A 19,404-nucleotide genomic window follows, 5' to 3' on the forward strand; every position below is an offset into this window, starting at 1 on the left:
CAAGACCGATCCGGAGCAAGAACGATGATCCATATTTCCGCAGACAAGGTGGCCGAGGTCATCATCATGGCCCGCGAGCTGGGCCGGGCCGAGGCCGAACTGGACGCCTTCATCGACCGGCTGAACGAGGAAGAGCAGGCGGCGCTGGTTGCGGTGTTCTGGATCGGACGCGGCAGTTTCGAACCCGAGGAATACGCCGACGCCTATCGGACCGCACAGGCCGAGGCGACGACGCCGACCGCCGAATACCTCAAAGGGTCGCCGCATCTGGCCGATCACCTCGAAAGCGGGCTTGATGCGCTGGGCATCTCTGCCTCGGACGAGGAGGACGAGCTGTATCGCGGCGGCTAAAGCGTCTGACGACATACCTCAAGCATGACGCCTTAACCTGGAAGCTGCGCCGCGAATTCCGCCCGTGCCCGCGCCCAGACCCCATCCGGGTCGGTTCCAAGCGCCAGAAGATGCGGCAAAAGCTGGCCCGCGAAATCCTCTGAACTTTCGCGCGGCAGAAGCGACGGCAAGTTGTCGATCGCCATGACATCCAGCACCGGATCGTCCTGCACCCGCAACACCGGGGCCTGCCAGTCGGTCGCCCGGTCATAGACCTTGATCGGGGAAAATTCGCTGTCCGGGTCACAGGCAATGTCCCCGATCACGCGCAGAGCGCGGGCCGAGGTTTTTGCATCGGCGGGCACGAAAACCGGCGTGCCAGGCCGGGCAAGGATGCAGTTCAGGAAGATCCCATGTTCCAGCACTTCGGGGAAGGGACCGCCATGGGCGGTTTCGGCCATATCCCATTTCGTCACGTCGATCCCGACGGCACTGCACAGGTCCGCCGCCCCGGTGCCGACGCGCCCCAGCGCCCCGATCACCAGCGCCGCGGGCCTGTCGCCGCCTGCGTCCAGCGCCCGGCGCACGTCGTCGGTCAAGGCCTCTGCGCTGGCATAGGTCGACACCGGGCCAAGCTGCCCACCCCCGGCCTGCGCCGCCCAGTCCAGCGCCGAAAGCGCGGCCCCCGCGAACCCGGCCCAATAGCCGAATGCGGCAACACGCCGCCCATCCGCGTGGGTCAGGTATTCAAGGTCCAGAAGCGTCCCGCCCCCTGCCTTGAATCGGGCCAGCAAACGCTGACCCGCCGGTTGCCCCTTGTAGGCGTGGCCAAACATGATGTGGGTATGGCCCAGCGGGGTGCCATCTTCGGGCAGCTCCTTCAGCCCGAAAATCACGGCATCCGCCGGGGCATCGGGCCAGCTTCCCTCGGGCGCGATCTCGCAGCCAGCCGCCCTGTATCCTGCCAATTCGATCATTCGCTGGCGGCTGTCCTCGACCGTCACGCGATAGCCCGCCGCGATCAGGGCGCCCGCGCCCTCCGGGGTCAGCCCGACCCGTTCCTCGTTTGGCCGCTGTTCGGCGCGAACCCAAAGATGCAGCATTGTATCGGTCCTTCAGAAATGGGTGCGGGCGTGGATGCGGTCCGCCGGATCAAGATGCGGGGTGGCGTTGAACCCGGCAAGGATCGGCCCGACCGGTGTCACATGCACCCGATGCAGCGAGGTATTGTGGATCGGCAAAAGGACATGGGCCATCCGGCGCGGATCAAGGTCCAGAAGGTGGCGCAGGATCATCCCGATCACCCCGCCCGAGGTCACGCACAGAACATGGCGGCCCGGCTGCGCGGCCTCTTGCAACACGGCGGCGACACGGGCCTCGAAGGCATCAAAGCTTTCGTTTCCCATGATCTCGGCGCGGTGCCAGGCCTCCATCAGAACCGGGATATGTTCGGCAAAGCCTTCGCCATCGGGGCGCGGGATGCCATGGACCTGTTCCAGCGCGTCGGACAGGTTGAAATAATCCAGCTCGTTCAGGCGCGGGTCCGTCACCGGATCGGGAAATCCCATCGCGGCGGCGGTCTGCTCATGGCGGGTCAGCGTGCCGCACAGGACGCTGTCAAACTGTTCGTCCTGATCGCGCAGCCAATCGCCCAGCCATTCCGCCTGCTGGAACCCAAGCGGCGACAGCCGGTCATAAGAATATTCGTCCGTAGCCGTCGAATTTGCCTGCCCGTGACGGACCAATGTGACCGTGCCCATGGTGTTCCCCCTGTTTGAACCAAAGGGGTAGGGGACGCGGACAGGAAAGACAACCGGCTGTGGCAAGCCCCCCGGAGACTGATCCCCGGGGGGGAAACCGCCGGCCGGATGGGGGCCGGAAATCGCAATCACACCGGCCCACAATCCACGATCTTCCTGAATCTTTCGTGAATGCCGAATGGGCGCATAAACGCCAGTTCATGGGCCCTTCCCAGCCTGCTATTGAATAACCCCGACCAAGCGGGCGTGATGGGTCCAAGACCGAAGTCAGGAAAGGCCCCGTCATGCGTCATGCTTTGTGTTTCGCCTCGCTATTCGCCCTTCTCGCCTCGCCCGCGCTGGCAGAGGATGCCGCGCTGATCCTCGGGTCTGAACGATACGAACGGCTCGACCGCGTGTCGCGCGCCGACGATCTGCTTCAGGCGCGCGCGGGTTTGGAAGACCTTGGGTTTGCCGTTTCGGCCCTGCGCAACGGTCGGTCGGGCCCGACCGCCGAGGCGGTTGCAGAGTTCGTCGATACCAGCGCCGATGCCGACCGGATTGTCGTGCTTCTGTCCGGTCACTTCGCGACCGACGGGGCGCGGACATGGTTCCTGACCGCCGACGCTAATGCCCCCGGCCTGATGAACGTTGACGCGGCCGGGGTCTCCGTCGACAGCCTGCTAAAGGTTCTGGCCCAGACCCCCGGTCAGGCCATTCTGGTCCTTGGACCAAGCAGCCTGTCCGGCCCGGACCTTGACCCTTGGCTACGGATCGGGGTCGGCGATCTGGACATTCCCCAAGGGGTCACCGTTCTGCGCGGGCTGCCCCGCGATGTGGCCGATTTCGCAGAAGACGCGCTTGTCACGCCGGGCCTTGATCTGGCCGAGGAGTTGCAGGATTTGACGGCAATCCGCGCCTCGGGCTACCTGCCCGCCACATGGACGCCAATGCCCGCCGACGAGGTCGCGGCACAGCCAGAACTGACGCCAGAGCCGGAACCCGCCACGGACCCAGCCCGCGAAGACAGCGCATGGCGCGCGGCGGCAGAGGCGGACACGCTGAACGCCTACCGCGCCTATCTCGCCGCCTATCCCGACGGGCGCTACACCGCCGAGGCCGAGGCGATGATTGAAGAAATCCTCACCGAACCGAACCGCGACGCCCGCAAGGCCGAAGAGGCGCTGTCCCTGACCCGCGACCAACGGCGCGAGATTCAGCGCGACCTGACCATCCTTGATTATGACACGCGCGGCATCGACGGGATCTTCGGACCGGGCACGCGGCGGGCCATCACCAACTGGCAACAGCAGACCGGCTATTCTCAGACTTCCTACATGACCCGCGAACAGATCAACCGGCTGGACGCACAGGCCGCCCGCCGCGCCGCTGAACTGGAAGCCGAGGCGGAACGCCAGCGGGAAGAAGAACTGCGCCTTGACCGGGCCTATTGGGAAGAAACCGGCGCCAAGGGGGACGAGGCGGGCTACCGCGCCTATCTCGGCCGTTATCCTGACGGGGTCTATTCCGAAATCGCGTCCAGCCGCCTTGCCCAGATTGAAGAGGAAAACCGCGCCGCGGCAGAGGCCGACGACCGCGAAGCTTGGGACCGGGCGGTTGCCGCCAACACGGTCGCCTCCTACCGTGACTACCTTGAAATTTGGCCCAACGGGGTCTTCCGGGACGAGGCGCAAGCCCGGATCAACGCGATGATCTCGCAACAAAACAGCGCCGCCGACGTGGAAGCCGCCGAGGCCGCGGAACGCCGCCTTGGGCTGAATCCAATCACCGCGCGTCTGGTCGAGGCGCGTCTGGCTCAGCTTGGCCTGAACCCGGGCGTTGTGGATGGCCGGTTTGACGATGACACCCGCAGGGCCTTGCGCCGCTATCAACGGGCACGCAATCTGACCGTGACCGGCTACCTGAACGAGGCGACGGTGGTCCGGCTTCTTGCAGACAACGTAAGAGTCGACAGCAGATGAGCCAATACTACCGCCTGATGCGGCTTGCCGAACGGCCCGATGCCATTGGTCCCCTGTCTGAGCTGATGGAACAGATCTGGCCGGACCATTATGGCGAGTCTGGCGAAGGGGATGCGCGGGCCGATCTGGAGCGGCGCTGCGGACAGGGGCAGGTGCCCTTTGGCGTCGTGGTGCTGGACGACCGGGATCAGCCGGTCGGCGGCGGCGCGGTCGAACCCACCTCTTTCGGGGCGCTGGATGACGAAGGCCCTTGGGTGGTCGGGCTGTGTGTCGACGGGCGGCACCGGGGCATCGGCCTTGCCAGCCAGATCGTCGCCATGCTCGAGGCCGAGGCCGCGCGCCTTGGCCTGACCCGGTTGCACACGACGGTCGCCGAGGCGCAGGGTCTGATGGCACGGCGCGGCTGGTGCGGGCTGCGCGACGTCGCGGACCAAACCAAAACCTGGAAGATCATGGTCAAGGACCTGGGCTAGGTTTCGGCTTGCACCCGCCGGGCCGGTTTCGCAGGATCGCGCCGACCGTACCATCCAGAAGGCGCCCAGCGTGCAAGACACCATGACATCGGCGGTGACCATCGAAAGATGCAGCCCCCGCGACCCCGAAGCCACCGCCCTGATCACGGCAAGCCACGCCTTTCTTCTGTCGAAATACCCGCCAGAGTTTTCCTTTGCCCTGTCCATCGACGACCTTTGCGTGCCGTCGATCCGGTTCTGGACCGCGCGGATTGGCGGGGCTGCACGGGGCTGCGTGGCCCTTGCCGACAAGGGCGACTATGGCGAATTGAAGTCGATGTATGTGGACCCCGCCGCGCGCGGGGCCGGGATCGGTGCGCTGCTGGTGTCGACGGTGATCGAGGCCGCGCGGGACGCGGGCCTGCCGATGCTGCGGCTGGAAACCGGCGATGACCTCTACGATGCGCACCGGCTGTATCGGCGGTCCGCTTTTGTCGATTGCGGACCGTTCGGCGACTACACCGAAGGCCCGCATTCGATCTTCATGGAGCGCCCGGTCTAGTTTCCGCCACCCAGAATCGCATTCAGCAGGTCGACGATCGGGTCGCTCTCCCGTTCGGGACGGACAGGCTCGGGCGGGGCCTGCATCGGCAACGGTATGGGCTGCATCCCCGCAAGGACCCGGGTCATTGTTTCATGCCAGATTTCGGCCGGAAGGCCCGATCCCGTCACATTTCTGAGTGGGGTATTGTTGTCGTTACCCATCCAGACCCCGACGACATAGTCGCCGGTAAAGCCGATGAACCAGGCGTCGCGGGCCGCTTGCGTGGTGCCGGTCTTGCCCGCGATCTGCCAGCCGTCGATCCGGGCGCGCTGCCCGGTGCCGTTTTCGACGACATTGTGCATCATCCACGTCAGCTGCCGGGCGGCATCTTCGCGGATCACGCGCTCGCCAATCCCGCCGCCTGTGCCCATAAGGGGCGCGTCGTCGCCCAACAGGCGCAGTTCCACCAGACCGTATGGGGTCACCGACGACCCGCCGTTTAGGATGCCGGCATAGGCGCCTGTCATCTCGATCAGGGTCGATTCCGACACCCCCAGCGCAAGCGACGGCCCAGCGGCCAGATCGCTTTCCACGCCAAACCCTTCGGCGATGGTCCGGACATTGTCGCGGCCCACCTGTTCGGACACCTTCACCGCCGGGATGTTCAGCGACCGGGTCAAAGCCTCGGTCAGGGTCACGGGGCCGGAATATTCGCGGCTGTAGTTTGCCGGGCACCATTCACCGGACCCGGGAACGGTCATGCAGAACGGTTCGTCCACCACCGTGTCATAGGGGGACATTCCCAGCTCCAGCGCGGTGGCAAAGACGAACGGCTTGAATAGTGACCCGGTCTGGCGCAGCGCGGTGGTCGCGCGGTTGAAGGCCCCCGTTGCCTGCGTGTTGCGGCCACCCACCATTGCGCGGACAGCGCCATCGGCGGACATCACGACAATCGCCGCCTGCGCTTCGGACCCTTCGCGGACCTTGTTTTCAAACACCCATGTCAGGGCCTCCTCGGCAGCGGTCTGGATGTCCTGGTCAAGCGTGGTGCGGATAATCACGTCTTCGGTGGTGTTCCGGGTGAAGAATTCCGGTCCGGACTCCATCACCCAATCGGCGAAATAGCCACCCGACCGCCGTCGTGCCGCCTCGGAAAGGGTTGCCGGGCTCGCCTGTGCCACGGCCTCTTCCTGGGGGCTCAGGTATCCCTGTTCGCGCATCAGGCGCAGAACGGTCGCGCCACGGTCCTGTGCCCGTTGCAGGTTGCTGGTCGGCGAAGTCGCGGACGGGGCCTGTAGAAGCCCGGCCAGCATGGCCGCCTGCGGCGCGGTCACTTCCGCCGCGGAAACACCGAAATACCGTTGCGCGGCGGCCTCGAACCCCCGGCTGCCAGCCCCCAAATAGGCGCGGTTCATATAGATCGTCAGGATCTCGTCCTTGGTATAGCGGGTCTCCATCGCCATGGCATAGGTCATCTCGACGATCTTCCGCCAAAGCGTCGTTTCGCGGCAGTCCTGCTCGTAGGCGGCCTCGCTTTCCCATTTGTCGGGGTCAAACGGGCGGCCGAAGCACAACAGCTTTGCCGTTTGTTGGGTGATCGAAGACCCCCCAGCCCCGGACAGCGGGTTGCCGTTGGTGCGATAGTTGCGGACCATCGCCGCGCCGGTCGCGTAGAAATCGACGCCGACGTGGTAGAACGCATAGAACCGTTTATCTTCCGTGGCGACAATCGCGTTGCGCAAATGCGGGCTGACCGTATCGGTCGTGACAACGCCGCCAAACTGGTCGCCCCGCCACGCAAAAACCTCCCCTTCGGAATCGAGAAGCGTGACAGAGCCGCGCATACGCCCATCGACAAGATCAGAGGCCGGGGGCAGGGTTGTCGCGGTATAGAGGACCGCCCCGCCGACGATCAGCCCGACAACCAGCGCGATCCGCCAGCCGATCCCCCAGATTACCCGGATGACCCAGCCCACCATCGCCCTCAGCCAGCCCAGCGGCCCGTGCGGTGCGGCCCGTTTGCGCGCGGGCCCGCGCTTGCGTCCGCCTCCGCCGCCCGACGGTTTGCGGCGGGGTTTCGGCGTCGCGGTCTTTGGCTGGCCGGAATAGCGTTTTTCGGCCACCAGCGTGGGTCTGGATCGGTTCGGTCCGGTCATCTGCTCTGCTCGTTTGGCATGTGTCTTTTGTCTGACCATACCCCCATTGAAACGGGATGTAGAGCGGATTGAGTCGCAGCTTGGCAGGGTATTTCGCTTAGCTGTTCGCACAAAAAATAACCAGACAGGGCATTTTGTGCAAAAATTGTGCACCTTGTCCTGAGTCTGCCATTTTGCAGGTGCAGCATTTCTTGTCTCCAGCGGGCTGTCGCGCACCCTTTGCCCTGTCAGGCGTCACCTGCCGTGGCGTCCGCAGCATCGAAATCTGCAAGGGGAAGACCGTGAAACTCATCATTGCGACAATCAAACCGTTCAAGCTCGAGGAGGTCCGCGAGGCGGTTACCGCCACGGGCGTGCGCGGCATGATGGTGTCCGAGATCAAGGGGTTCGGATCGCAGTCCGGCCATACCGAGATCTACCGTGGCGCCGAATACGCCGTGAACTTCGTGCCGAAGGTGCGGCTCGACATCGTCGTGCCGGATGCCATGGCCGACGAGGTCGTGGCGACCATCGCCAAAACCGCCCGCACCGAAAAGATCGGTGACGGCAAGATTTTCGTTCTCGACGTCGAAAGCGCCATGCGCGTTCGGACCGGTGAAACCGGCGACGACGCGCTCTAGGCAACCTCACAAGGGACAAGGACACATGAAACTGAACCGTATTCTCCCCCTCGCCGCCGCGGTTGCCGCGATCCCGGCGCTGGGCTTCGCGCAAGAGGCCGAAGTGGCCGTTGCCCCCGACATCAACCCCTATATCTTCACAACGCTACTGTTCCTGATCGGCGGGTTCCTCGTCTTCTGGATGGCAGCCGGCTTTGCCATGCTTGAGGCTGGTCTGGTGCGGTCCAAGAACGTGACCATGCAGCTGACCAAGAACATCGCGCTCTTCTCTATCGCCGCGATCATGTATTGGCTGGTGGGCTTCAACCTGATGTATCCGGGCGATGGCTGGACCATCGCCGGTTGGCTCGGCGCGTTCGGCACAACCTCGCTTGAACCGGTCGGTCTTGCCGCCGAAGATGCGGCGCTCGACTATGCTTCCGTCGGGTCGGACTTCTTCTTCCAGCTGATGTTCTGTGCCACCACCGCCTCCATCGTGTCCGGCACGCTGGCCGAACGGATCAAGCTGTGGCCATTCCTGATCTTCACTGTCGTGCTGACGGGTATCTTCTACCCGATCGAAGCCTCCTGGCAGTGGGGCGGCGGCTGGCTGTCGGACGCAGGGTTCTCCGACTTCGCCGGTTCGACCCTTGTGCACGCTGCCGGTGGCTTCGCCGCGCTGGCCGGTGCCCTGATCCTTGGGCCGCGGATTGGCAAATACAAGGACGGGCGCACCATCCCGATGCCGGGTTCGAACCTTGCCCTTGCCACACTTGGGACGTTCATCCTGTGGCTTGGCTGGTTCGGGTTCAATGGCGGTTCGCAGCTTGCCATGGGCACCGTGGGTGACGTGACCGACGTGTCCCGCATCTTCGCCAACACCAACATGGCCGCCGCGGCCGGGGCCGTCACCGCGCTGATCTTGACGCAGGTGATGTACAAGAAGCCGGACCTGACCATGGTACTGAACGGCGCGCTGGCTGGCCTCGTCTCGATCACCGCCGAACCGCTTGCCCCGTCGCTCTTTGGGGCGCTGTGGATCGGCGCCGTGGGCGGGCTTATCGTGGTCATCGCCGTCCCGATGCTCGACAAGTTCAAAATCGACGACGTCGTCGGTGCCATCCCGGTCCACCTGATTGCCGGTGTCTGGGGCACGCTCGTGGTTGCCGTTCACACCCGGACGGAAATCGCAGAAGGGATCGAACGGACCTTCATGCAGCAGCTTGGCGTGCAGGCGCTGGGTGTGCTGGCCATTGGCGCCTTCACCTTTGTCGCCTCGGCCGTGCTTTGGTTCATCCTGAAGGGGACCATGGGCATCCGGGTGTCCGAAGAGGACGAAATCAACGGGCTCGACATGGCCGAACTGGGGATGGAAGCCTACCCCGAATTCTCGAAAGGCTGACCATCCTTCCAGTCAGCTGATTAGGCAAACTGCCCGGGCGGGACACCGCCCGGGTTTTTTGTTGGCTGGGGCTATTCGACCCGCTTCGGCGCGCCGGTGGCCATGTCCGTCCCGATATAGGGCAGCTTCGCGGCCTTCCACGCGCCAAAGCCCCCGCCCATATGGGCCACGGTCTCCTGCCCGGCGGCCAGGGTTGCCCGCGCCACCCGCTCGGACCGCATCCCCGATCCGCAGTGGAACACGATCTTCTTCGGGCCGCCAAACGGGATCGTTTCAGGGCGGAAGAAGGACATCGGCATCAGCATCGCGCCGTGGATGTGTTCGAACATGAACTCCTGCGTCGTGCGCACGTCGATCAGGGCGATCTCGCCCGCCTCCAGCGCGGCGGCCACTTCCTCCGGCGTCCAGGTTTCAAGGGTTCCGGCGTCGGTCTGTTCGGTTTGCATGATGTTCTCCCATCTGTGTTCACCAAGGATGTGGCCGCTTGCCACGTGAATGCAAGGCCCGCTACAGCGCCTTGGTCAGAGAAACCCGTTTGGTCAGTTCGGCGGCGCTTTCCTTGCGTTCGGAATAGCGGTCGACCAGATGCTCGCGGATGTCGCGGGTCAGAAGGGTGAACCGGACCAGTTCCTCCATCACGTCGACGATCCGGTCATATAGTGCCGAAGGCTTCATCCGGTCGTCCGGGCCGAACTCTTGCCAGGCCTTCGGGACCGACGACTGGTTCGGGATCGTCAACAGCCGCATCCAACGGCCCAAAATGCGTAGCTGGCCCACCGTGTTGAAACTTTGTGACCCGCCAGACACCTGCATCACAGCCAGCGTCTTGCCCTGCGTCGGACGAACCGACCCCAGCGACAGCGGGATCCAGTCGATCTGCGCCTTCATGATCCCGGTCATTGCCCCGTGCCGTTCGGGCGAGGACCACACCATCCCGTCGCACCAGTTCACCAGATCGCGCAGTTCCGCGACCTTGGGGTGATCCGTGCCCGCCGAATTGGCCGGGTCATCGGGCAGCGGCAGGCCAGAGGGGTGAAAGAACCGCACGTCTGCCCCCAGCTTGGTCAGGATGCGCCCGGCCTCTTCGGCGGCAAGGCGGCTGAACGACCGATCCCGCAGCGACCCATACAGCAACAGGATGCGCGGCGGATCGCTGCGCCGTTCGCTGGGGAACAGGGCCCCCGGGTCGGGCAGGTGGAACAGATCATCGACAATATTCGGGGTATCGGACATGGGGCCGACCTTTCAGCAGCAGGTAACTTCGGAAATGACGGGATCGCACAGCGCCGGACTGGCGCCGCAGCAATCCTCCATCAGATAGGCCAGCAATGCGGCCATGCCGGACATATCCGCGCGATAGCGGATCGACCGGCCTTCGCGCGTGGCGGTGACAAGCCCCGCGCGGGCAAGGATTGACAGATTGGTGGACAGGGTGCTGGGCGGCATCTCCAGCCGCTCGGCGATGTCGCCCGCGGGCAGCCCGTCCGGCGCATGTTTGACCAGCAGACGAAAAGCGGCCAGCCGCCCCTCCTGGGCCAGGGCGGCAAGCGCCTCTATAGCATTCTTTGATTCCATATTTCGAGAAATATAGAAATAATGGGCAAAGTCAAGGCCCGCGCAATGGCGGGCCGAAACTTTGCCGGGTCAGACCCCGGCGTCGATGATCGCCTTGGCAAGGATCGGCACGGTCTCGCTGTTCAGACCGGCGATGTTCATCCGGCTGTCCGACACCATGTAAATCCCGCTGTCGGCCCGCATCTTTTCCACCTTCTCGGCGGTGGTGCCGATGCGGCTGAACATGCCCCGGTGATGGGCGATGAAATCGAACCGGTCGGAATTCGACAGGCGGCGCAGCTCATCGGCCAGTTGGGTCCGCAGGCCCAGCATGGTGTTGCGGACCTCTTCCAGTTCCGCCTCCCAATCGGCGCGCAGCGCAGCGTCATTCAGGATGGTCGACACGATCCGCGCCCCGTGGTCCGGCGGGAAGGAATAGTTCTGACGGTTCAGGAAATTCAGCGTGCCTTGCGTGGTCTTGCCCCGTGCGGCATCGCCAATCGCCATCAAGATACCGGTGCGTTCGCGGTAGATCCCGAAGTTCTTTGAACAGGAGGCCGCGATCAGGCATTCGTCCATCGCACCGGCCACCGCGCGGGTCGCTGCGGCATCGGCGGCCAGCCCGTCGCCAAAACCCTGATAGGCGATGTCGATCAGCGGCACCGCGCCCTTGGCCTTCAGGTGGGCGATGACCTCGGCCCACTGGTCACCGGTCAGGTTGGCGCCGGTCGGGTTGTGGCAGCAGCCGTGCAGCAGGACCACGTCGCCGGACTTAAGCCCGGCCAGATCGGACATCATGCCGCCGAAATCGACACCGCGGGTCGCCTCGTCGAAATAGCGGTATTCGGCCATCTTCATGCCGAGGTATTTGATGATCGACGGATGGTTGGGCCAGGTCGGGGCAGACAACCAGACGGTCGCCTCGGGCGCGGCCATACGGATCAGTTCCAGCGCCTGACGGATCGCGCCGGTGCCGCCCGGGGTGGCCACGGCCGACACGCGGTCGCGGGCCACGGCATCGCCCAGCACCAGACCGACCATCGCATCGGCATAGGCCGGATCGCCCGCCAGCCCGGTATAGGCCTTGCTGTCCTGGCTTTCCCAGATCCGCTGTTCGGCGGCCTTCACCGCCCGCATCACCGGGGTCAGCCCGGTCGGATCCTTGTAGACCCCGACCCCAAGGTCGATCTTGTCGGCCCGCGGGTCCTCGCGGTAGGCCTGCATCAGCATCAGGATCTTGTCAGCGGGTTGGTCTTTGAGATGCTCCAGCATCATGCGTCTCCGGTGGCTATGGGAAGATCGGGGTACATGCCCCATTCGGACCACGACCCGTCATAGATCGCATGGTCCCGCTTGCCCTGACGTTCCAGGGCCAGCGCGAGGATCGCGGCGGTAACGCCGGACCCACAAGAGGTGATCGCCGGTTTCGACAGGTCAACGCCCGCTGCCTCGAAAATGGCGCGGGTCTGGTCGGGCGATTTCATCGTGCCGTCCGCGTTCAGCAATTCCTTGAAGAACACGTTGCGCGCGCCGGGAATATGGCCCGACCGCAGCCCCTCGCGCGGTTCGGCCACCTCGCCCCGGAACCGTTCGGGCGCGCGGGCGTCGATGATGGCATAGTCGCCCAGCTTCGCGGCGCGGGCGACCTGGGTCACGTCCTTCACCATCTGGTTCTGGCGCATCACGGTCATATGGCGGTCGCGGATATGGGGCGGCTCGTCGGTCAGGGGGCGGCCCTCGGCCCTCCACTTGGGCAGGCCGCCGTCGAGAACAGCGATGTCGGTCTTGCCCATCAGGCGGAACAGCCACCAGACGCGGGCCGCCGAAAACAGGCCGGTGCCGTCATAAACGACAACCTGATGGCCATCGCCGATGCCCATCGCCCGCATCCGGGCCATGAACTTTTCCACCGGCGGCACCATATGCGGCAGGTCCGACCGCAGGTCGGCGATCTCGTCGATGTCAAAGAAACGGGCGCCGGGGATATGCGCGGCCTCGTATTCGGCCTTCGGGTCGCGGTTGTCGGCAGGCATATACCAGGATGCGTCCAGAATGCGCAGGTCCGGGTCTTTCAGGTGCGCCGCCAGCCATTCGGTGGACACCAGCGTTTTCGGGTCGTTTTCCAACTGCGCGGACATGGGCCTCTCCCCTTGATCTCTCGCCTGAAGGTCTAGGGGTGACTAACGCGCGGAACCCAGCCGTGCAAGGGCGTTGGCGCAAACGAAAAAGGGCGCCCAAAGGCGCCCCGTTACTCGTCAAGCAAACAGGCTACTTACCCATCGCACTCTTGACAGCACCAACAACGGCCAGCAGCACACCGCCACCAACACCACCACCGGCGACCTGGGTCAGGATGCCGCCGATGCCGCTTGCGGCCTCGCCGTCAATCGCGCCGCCGGTCAGCATTCCCAGAATCTGGCCACCGATGCCGCCACCCAGAATGCCGACAAGCGAGTTTCCAAGCGTCCCCAGCGACAGGTTCTTCAGCACGCCGCCAGCCACATTGCCGCCGATCGCACCCGACACCAGTTGAATAATCAGTTGTTCCATCGTCCCCAATCTCCCTATTTGCCCGACCATGGGTCAGGCGTTACCGGACCCTAGCCAAAGGGGCAGAGGTGGAAACAGAGGGAGAAATCAGTGGTTTTTCCCCGAAACAGGGCGCGGCTCAGCTGTTCTGCCGCAGCAACCGCTGCTTCTGGCGGTCCCAGTCGCGCTTGGCGTCGGTGGCCCGCTTGTCGTGCAGCTTCTTGCCCTTGGCCACGCCGATCTTCAGTTTCACAAGACCCTTGTGATTGAAATACATGACCATCGGGACAAGGGTCATGCCCTGCCGCTGGGTTGCATTCCACAACCGCGACAGTTCCTTGCGGCTCACAAGCAGCTTGCGCTTGCGCCGCTCCTCATGACCCCAGGTCTTGGCCTGTTCATAGGGCGCGATATAGGCGTTGGTCAGCCAAAGCTCCCCATTGTCGACCGAGGCATAGCTTTCCGCGATATTCGACTGCCCGGACCGCAGCGATTTCACCTCGGACCCCAAAAGGATGATCCCCACCTCAAGATCCGACTCGATGGCATAGTCGTACCGGGCACGCCGGTTCTCGGCGATCACCTTGTAGTTCGGGTCTGTCTTCGGTTTCTTGGCCATGGTCCGCCCGAGATAGGGGATCGGCCCATGCCACACAAGGGCATCAATGCCTTATGGCTACAGGCTTGCCTCGCCGCACTGCAGCCGCGTCAACTCGGCCCGGGACTGGTCCGGGGTCAATCCGCGCGACAGGACATGGGCCAGTTTCACATAGGCCGCCTCGACCGTGATATCGGCACCATCCACTACGCCCGCATCGACAAGAACCGCCCCGGCGGCATAGGTGCCAAGGGCAATCCGGCCTTCCGGGCATTGGCTGACCGCGATGACCAGCGTGCCCTTGTCGCGCGCCGCCGTCAGCGCGTCGCGCAACGCCGGGCTGTCCGGCACCGTCCCCGACCCATAGCAGCGCAGCACAACGCCGTCGCATTCGGTCAGGGCCGCGCGGATCACATGGGCCGACACCCCCGGCGCCACCGACAGGATCGCGATGTCGTGGGTGCCGAAATCATGCACCCGGCGCTGGGCGGACGCCACCCGTGGCGGGGTCGACTCCTCTGCCGCCTCAAAGGCATCCGGGGCCGAGGAATGGGATTTGCGCACCCGCGCCCCATGCAGGCGGTTGCCCGCAAATTTCACCCAGACTCCTGCCGGGGCCATCGTCGCGGCGTCCAGCGCATTCGACAGGTTGGCCCAGCCATCGCTGCCCGGCTGGGTCAGGGGCAGCATCGACCCGGTCAGGATCACCGGGCGGTTCAGCCCTTCAAGGGCAAAACACAGCGCCGCGGCGGTATAGGCCAGCGTGTCGGTGCCGTGGGTCACGACAAACCCGTCATAGGCATCAAGATTGTCGAAAACTGCCCGCGCCACGCGGGTCCAGTCGGCAGGCGTGGCATTGGCGCTGTCGATCAGCGGATCGAGGCGCAGGATATCCACCACTTCGCGCAGCTCGCCCTGCGCCCGCAACTCTGCGATGGCGTCTTCCACCACACCGGCGCGGGGGGCATAGCCCCTCTCGGTCCGGTCCATGCCAATCGTTCCACCCGTGTGAATCAGAAGTATGGGCATTTGACGCCACCTGTTCCGTTTGACCCTACCTGACCCAAGGATAGGGCAACCGCAAGGGGACTTGATCGGGCTGGCGCCCCTCCGCGCAGCTGCTAATGTGCCCGCATGACCGCCCGCCCGATCCTGTCCAATGACACCGCCCGCCGCCTGTTTCTGGACCGGCACGGGTTGCTGTCCACAATTGGCGGGCCGGGACGCGGGGCCGATCTGGCCGATGTGATCACCGACCTTGGCTTCGTTCAGGTGGACAGCGTCAACACGCTGGCCCGGGCGCATGACCTGATCCTATGGTCGCGGCGCGGGCAATATCGGCCCCCCGCCCTGCAATCGCTTCTGCACCGGGACCGGGCGGTCTTCGAACACTGGACCCACGATGCATCGGTCATCCCGGTCGCTTTCTTCCACCATTGGCGGCACCGGTTCGAAACCGACCGGCAACACCTGCACCGCCGCTGGCAGGAATGGCGGCGTGACGGGTTTCTGGACAAGATCGAAGAAGTCCGCCGCCAGATCGAAACCCAGGGTGAATGCACCTCCGGAACCGTCGGCGAAGGCGAAGAACGCAAATCCGGCGGCTGGTGGGATTGGCACCCGTCGAAAACCGCGCTCGAATACCTTTGGCGCACGGGCGAGGTGTCGGTGGTGCGCCGTGACGGGTTCCAGAAGGTCTATGACCTGACCGAACGGGTCATCCCCCCGGCGCATCTGTCCGCCCGGACCGACCGAGACGAAAGCGTCGATTGGGCGATGCGGGCCGCGCTGGACCGGCTGGGGTTCGCCACCAGCACCGAGCTTTCCGCCTTCTGGGAACTCGCCACCAAGGAAGAGGCCCGCGCGTGGTGCCAATCCGCCCTGTCACGCGGCGAGATCATCGAGGTCGAAGTGGAAGGTGCGACCGGCGAGCGGCGACGGGCCTTCGCCCGCCCCGGTGCTTGGGAAACCTCGCTGCCCGATCCATCGACCCGCGTACGCATCCTCTCCCCCTTCGACCCGGCGCTGCGCGACCGGGCCCGCGCCGAACGGCTGTTCGGCTTCCACTACCGGATCGAAATCTTCGTGCCCGCGCCAAAGCGAACCTATGGCTACTACGTCTTCCCGGTGATGGAAGGGACCCGGCTGATCGGCCGGATCGACATGAAGGCGGACCGGCCCGCCGGGGCTGTCGACATCACCGCCTTCTGGCCCGAGGCCGGGGTGCGGATGGGCAAGGGGCGGCTGGCCCGGCTCGAGGCCGAGATTGAACGGATCGCTCGGTTTGCCGGCTGTCCGGACCTTCGTTTCGCCCCCGGCTGGCTGCGTGATCCCATGGCGCGATAGCGCAGGTTCCGGGTCGCCTGCCGTCCAGCGCGGCTGGATACTGCCCGCATGACCCAGACTGTGCTGCCCCTTCTGATCTTCCTTTTCCCGCTGGCCTACAGCCCGGGACCCGGAAACCTATTCTTCGCCGCCAATGGCGCGCGCTTTGGTCTGCGGGCGACCCTGCCTGCGAATGCCGGGTACCACGTCGCGACCTGGGTGGTGACGGTCGGGATCGGTCTGGGCTTTTCAGCCATGTTAGACACTGTTCCGGCCCTGTTTCGGTGGATTGGGGTCTTCGGCGCTCTCTATGTCCTGTGGCTGGCGCTGGGCATCCTTCGGGCGGGGATTACGCCAGACAAGGTCGCGGCCCGGTCGGCGGGGTGGTGGGACGGGGCGATCCTGCTGCTGCTCAACCCCAAGGCCTATGTGATCATCGGCCTGATGTTCAGCCAGTTCCTCGCCTCCGACGCTGACCACCGGTTCGGGCTGGTCCTGCTCATCGCGAGTGTCTTTACACTCAACAACCTGCTGGCTTTTCTGCTTTGGACCATCGCGGGCGACAGGCTGGCGCGCGGCTTTCGCAACCCGGCGCAAGCGCGATGGCTGACACTCGCCATTGGCGGCGTGCTGGCCCTGGTCGGGGTCTGGATGTTGCGGAACGGTCTGGTGGGATAGATCTCACCCCACCTTTCTTGCCCGAAGCAGTGCAAAGACCCCGCTGCCCACCACCAGAACGGACCCCGCGATCATCAGCGTATCGGGGCGTTCCCCGAACACCGTCGCGCCCAGCACGATACCAAAGACCAGTCTTGTATAGCGCCACGGGGTCACCGCCCCCACCTCGCCCGTCCGCATGGCGATGGTTAGGCTGTTATAGGCGAAGACGCCGAAAACCGTGGCCGCCGCGATCAGCCCGGTGGTGGGCAGGTCCGGCAGGTGCAGCCCGCCTTCAACAGCGGCAAGGATCGCCCCGGCAAGTGTCAGCATCGCAAAGCCGCAGATGCCCAGTTGCGCATTCGACAGAACCGGTGGCGCGGCGCGGGTGGCCAGATCGCGCCCCGCGAACCCCAGCATCCCCAAAAGCGCCAGTACCGACAGCGGCTCGAACCCCTCCAGCCCCGGCCGTAGGATCAACAGCACCCCGGCAAGGCCGACCCCGATCGCGGTCCAGCGCCGCCAGCCGACCCGCTCGCCCAGAAACAGCGCCGCCCCCGCGACCACGACCAGCGGCGTTGCCTGCAGGATCGCCGTGGCGAATGTCAGCGGCGTCAGGACAAAGGCCAGCGTGTAGAACAGCCGCCCCGTCACCTCGAACCCCGACCGCACAAGGATCGGACGCGACAGATAGGCGGAGGACCAGATTTCCTGCCCGTTCCGCCTTGTCAGAGCCGCAAATGCCAGCAACCCGCCGATCCCGAACAGCATCAGAACCTCGCCCGTGGGCAGGTGCTGGGCGGCGGCCTTCAGGAACATGTCCTCGACGGCAAAGCCCGCCATCGCGGCGATCATGAACAGGCTGCCGCGCAGGTTATCCCCCATGGGTCACCCGCCCGCCCGCAATCGTCGCCCGAATACCAAGTGCGTCGATCTCTGCCTCTGGCACCGCCTCGATATCGCCGGTCAGGATCACAAGATCCCCGGAAAGGCCCGGACGGATCGTGCCGGTCAGCCGCTCCATATGCGCGGCCCATGCCCCCCGCGCAGTATAGGCGGCCAGCGTGTCGGACAGCGGCAGCCGCTGGTCGCCGGCACCGGGATAGGGGGTGCGGACCAACTGCGCCCGGATCCCGCGCAAGACAGAAATATCCGTCACCGGCCAGTCCGAGGAAAAACAAACCATGGCGCCCGCCGCCTGCAAATCGCGGCAAAGGAACGCATCGCGCAGGCGGTCCGCCCCGAACGGCTCCATCCCGTCCAGACCGAAATCTAGAACCCCCGGCCCGTGCACCGGCTGGATCGAACAGGTGACACCCAGCGTGGCAAAGCGGGGCAGGTCAGTCCGGTCCAGCAGTTCGATATGTTCGATCCGGTGGCGGCTGTCGCGGGGGCCGTTGGCCGCGCGGGCGGCGGCGTATCCGTCCAGCGTCCGGCGCACGGCGGCATCGCCGATGGCATGAACCGCAATCTGCAACCCGCGCCGGTCGGCCTCTGTCGCGATACGGGCAAATTCGTCCTGCCCGAACAACCCCGCGCCCCGGTGGCCCGGCTGACCGGGATAGTCGTCCAGCCGAAAGGCCGTCCGGCTGTCCATCACCCCATCCATGAACAGCTTGACCATGCCCGACGACAGCCAGTCATCCGCATAATCGGCGGTCAGCGCGCCGGCCTCGTCCAGCATGTCCGGCGCCATGTCCGGTTTGAAATGGAACGGCACCTTGACCCGCGCGGTCAGCCGCCCCTCCGCCCGCAACCCGTCCAGCAGGGCAAGGGTATAGCGGTTTCCGTCCATGTTGATGACGCTGGTAATCCCGTGGGCCGCGCAATGGGCCAGCCCGCGCGCGGCCTTTTCCCGGTCTACCGCCAACGCGGCGGCATCGGGCCAAGGCGACGGATCGCGGCCCGTGGCAATGCCAAGGTTCACTCGCTCGTCGCCGCCAAGGGCGATGACCTTCGCAAAGGCCTCGAATTCGCGCAATTCGCCCGTCGCGGTGCCGTCGTCGCCCATGACCACTTCGTGTCCCGGCGGCGTATCGGCCCCGTACAGCACCCCGGCGGCGCGCAGGGCGGCGGTATTGGCCCAGACGGTGTGATGATCCGGCGCGGTGATGGCGATGGGGCGGTCCGCGATCACCCGGTCAAGGTCATGGCGGGTCATCGGGCGCCCGATCAGCCCGTAATCGCCACCCTGTCCCATCAGCAGCGGGGCCTCGGGATTATCGTTGGCAAAGGCGCGGAACGCGCGGGTCAGCGTCGCCTCCCCCTCGATCCCGACAAGGGACAGGTGGGTCAGTTCCGATCCGCCCAACACAAGGTGCAGGTGGCTTTCGACAAAGCCGGGCAGGACGGTCGCGCCGCCCGCTTCGATCACGCGGGTCGACGGCCCGGCAAGTGGTTCAACCTCGGCCCGGTCGCCCACCGCGACGATCACGCCGTCGCAAATGGCCACGGCCCCGGCACGCGGCCGGTCCGCCCACATGGTCAGCACGCGCGCCCCGGTGACGATCAGGTCAGGGGCGCGGGTCGCTGTCATC

General features: G+C 65.2%; 21 protein-coding genes. 8 read left to right on the forward strand and 13 right to left on the reverse strand.

The features are described 5' to 3' along the window. The first annotated feature begins 24 nt into the window (after positions 1-24). The gene (locus U3648_RS04165) at positions 25-351 is read left to right on the forward strand and encodes a DUF3775 domain-containing protein (RefSeq protein WP_420857981.1); all 327 of its coding nucleotides are present in this window, start codon (positions 25-27) and stop codon (positions 349-351) included. Positions 352-383: 32 nt separating this feature from the next. On the opposite strand, the gene U3648_RS04170 is transcribed toward U3648_RS04165, so the two are convergent. Continuing rightward, entirely contained in the window at positions 384-1,433 is a 1,050-nt protein-coding gene (locus U3648_RS04170) for a saccharopine dehydrogenase (protein ID WP_420857982.1), read from the reverse strand. A 12-nt stretch (positions 1,434-1,445) separates the two neighbouring features. Beyond that, positions 1,446-2,090, reverse strand: a complete 645-nt coding sequence (locus U3648_RS04175; protein ID WP_420857983.1) for a histidine phosphatase family protein — start codon at positions 2,088-2,090, stop codon at positions 1,446-1,448. Positions 2,091-2,374: 284 nt separating this feature from the next. On the opposite strand from U3648_RS04175, the gene U3648_RS04180 reads away from it, so the two are divergent. The 3 genes from U3648_RS04180 (at position 2,375) to U3648_RS04190 (ending at position 5,065) form a co-directional block, all read left to right on the forward strand. Further along, positions 2,375-4,051 (forward strand): peptidoglycan-binding domain-containing protein, encoded by a 1,677-nt coding sequence (locus U3648_RS04180; RefSeq protein WP_420857984.1) that lies wholly within the window; start codon positions 2,375-2,377, stop codon positions 4,049-4,051. Next, a complete protein-coding gene (locus U3648_RS04185; protein ID WP_420857985.1) occupies positions 4,048-4,524 on the forward strand; it encodes a GNAT family N-acetyltransferase in 477 nt (158 codons plus the stop codon). The genes U3648_RS04180 and U3648_RS04185 overlap by 4 nt, the downstream gene beginning before the upstream one ends. Before the next feature lie 70 nt (positions 4,525-4,594). Then, a complete protein-coding gene (locus tag U3648_RS04190) occupies positions 4,595-5,065 on the forward strand; it encodes a GNAT family N-acetyltransferase (protein ID WP_420857986.1) in 471 nt (156 codons plus the stop codon). Here the strand turns inward: U3648_RS04190 and U3648_RS04195 are convergent. After that, the gene (locus U3648_RS04195) at positions 5,062-7,203 is read right to left on the reverse strand and encodes a transglycosylase domain-containing protein (protein WP_420857987.1); all 2,142 of its coding nucleotides are present in this window, start codon (positions 7,201-7,203) and stop codon (positions 5,062-5,064) included. The two genes, U3648_RS04190 and U3648_RS04195, sit on opposite strands and share 4 nt — an antisense overlap. 281 nt (positions 7,204-7,484) lie before the next feature. Here U3648_RS04195 and U3648_RS04200 point away from each other — a divergent pair, with 281 nt between their 5' ends. Both U3648_RS04200 and U3648_RS04205 read left to right on the forward strand, forming a co-directional pair. Continuing rightward, positions 7,485-7,823, forward strand: a complete 339-nt coding sequence (locus U3648_RS04200; RefSeq protein WP_129681914.1) for a P-II family nitrogen regulator — start codon at positions 7,485-7,487, stop codon at positions 7,821-7,823. Between the two features lie 25 nt (positions 7,824-7,848). Beyond that, positions 7,849-9,204 carry an ammonium transporter gene (locus U3648_RS04205; RefSeq protein WP_420857988.1) on the forward strand — a complete coding sequence of 452 codons (1,356 nt, stop codon included), beginning with the start codon at positions 7,849-7,851 and terminating at the stop codon, positions 9,202-9,204. Positions 9,205-9,275: 71 nt separating this feature from the next. Here the strand turns inward: U3648_RS04205 and U3648_RS04210 are convergent, their stop codons facing one another. From U3648_RS04210 to U3648_RS04245, 8 genes are all read right to left on the reverse strand, one after another. Then, positions 9,276-9,650: a rhodanese-like domain-containing protein gene (locus U3648_RS04210; RefSeq protein ID WP_420857989.1), complete on the reverse strand. Its 375-nt coding sequence runs from the start codon at positions 9,648-9,650 to the stop codon at positions 9,276-9,278. Between the two features lie 61 nt (positions 9,651-9,711). Further along, entirely contained in the window at positions 9,712-10,437 is a 726-nt protein-coding gene (gene arsH / locus U3648_RS04215) for an arsenical resistance protein ArsH (protein WP_420857990.1), read from the reverse strand. A gap of 12 nt (positions 10,438-10,449) precedes the next feature. Beyond that, positions 10,450-10,779: an ArsR/SmtB family transcription factor gene (locus tag U3648_RS04220; protein ID WP_420857991.1), complete on the reverse strand. Its 330-nt coding sequence runs from the start codon at positions 10,777-10,779 to the stop codon at positions 10,450-10,452. 69 nt (positions 10,780-10,848) lie between these two features. Beyond that, a complete protein-coding gene (locus U3648_RS04225) occupies positions 10,849-12,030 on the reverse strand; it encodes an amino acid aminotransferase (RefSeq protein WP_420857992.1) in 1,182 nt (393 codons plus the stop codon). Continuing rightward, positions 12,030-12,896, reverse strand: coding sequence for a 3-mercaptopyruvate sulfurtransferase (gene sseA, locus U3648_RS04230; protein WP_420857993.1), 867 nt, complete (start codon positions 12,894-12,896; stop codon positions 12,030-12,032). The genes U3648_RS04225 and sseA overlap by 1 nt, the downstream gene beginning before the upstream one ends. 130 nt (positions 12,897-13,026) lie before the next feature. Then, complete coding sequence (locus U3648_RS04235; protein WP_420857994.1) at positions 13,027-13,308, reverse strand: hypothetical protein; 282 nt, start codon at positions 13,306-13,308, stop codon at positions 13,027-13,029. Between the two features lie 118 nt (positions 13,309-13,426). Next, positions 13,427-13,906: an SsrA-binding protein SmpB gene (gene smpB, locus U3648_RS04240; protein WP_420857995.1), complete on the reverse strand. Its 480-nt coding sequence runs from the start codon at positions 13,904-13,906 to the stop codon at positions 13,427-13,429. Positions 13,907-13,963: 57 nt separating this feature from the next. After that, the gene (locus U3648_RS04245; RefSeq protein ID WP_420857996.1) at positions 13,964-14,914 is read right to left on the reverse strand and encodes an asparaginase; all 951 of its coding nucleotides are present in this window, start codon (positions 14,912-14,914) and stop codon (positions 13,964-13,966) included. 105 nt (positions 14,915-15,019) lie between these two features. Here U3648_RS04245 and U3648_RS04250 point away from each other — a divergent pair, with 105 nt between their 5' ends. Together U3648_RS04250 and U3648_RS04255 are read left to right on the forward strand one after the other, a co-directional pair. Continuing rightward, a complete protein-coding gene (locus U3648_RS04250) occupies positions 15,020-16,231 on the forward strand; it encodes a winged helix-turn-helix domain-containing protein (protein WP_420857997.1) in 1,212 nt (403 codons plus the stop codon). A gap of 48 nt (positions 16,232-16,279) precedes the next feature. Further along, entirely contained in the window at positions 16,280-16,888 is a 609-nt protein-coding gene (locus tag U3648_RS04255) for a LysE family translocator (protein ID WP_420857998.1), read from the forward strand. A gap of 3 nt (positions 16,889-16,891) precedes the next feature. On the opposite strand, the gene U3648_RS04260 is transcribed toward U3648_RS04255, so the two are convergent. Both U3648_RS04260 and U3648_RS04265 read right to left on the reverse strand, forming a co-directional pair. Continuing rightward, positions 16,892-17,752: a DMT family transporter gene (locus U3648_RS04260; RefSeq protein ID WP_420857999.1), complete on the reverse strand. Its 861-nt coding sequence runs from the start codon at positions 17,750-17,752 to the stop codon at positions 16,892-16,894. Beyond that, the gene (locus U3648_RS04265) at positions 17,742-19,403 is read right to left on the reverse strand and encodes an amidohydrolase (RefSeq protein WP_420858000.1); all 1,662 of its coding nucleotides are present in this window, start codon (positions 19,401-19,403) and stop codon (positions 17,742-17,744) included. The genes U3648_RS04260 and U3648_RS04265 overlap by 11 nt, the downstream gene beginning before the upstream one ends. Between the last annotated feature and the right edge of the window lies 1 nt (position 19,404).

Source organism: Marivivens marinus (assembly GCF_035969385.1).
In the GTDB taxonomy this organism is placed as follows: domain Bacteria; phylum Pseudomonadota; class Alphaproteobacteria; order Rhodobacterales; family Rhodobacteraceae; genus SELP01.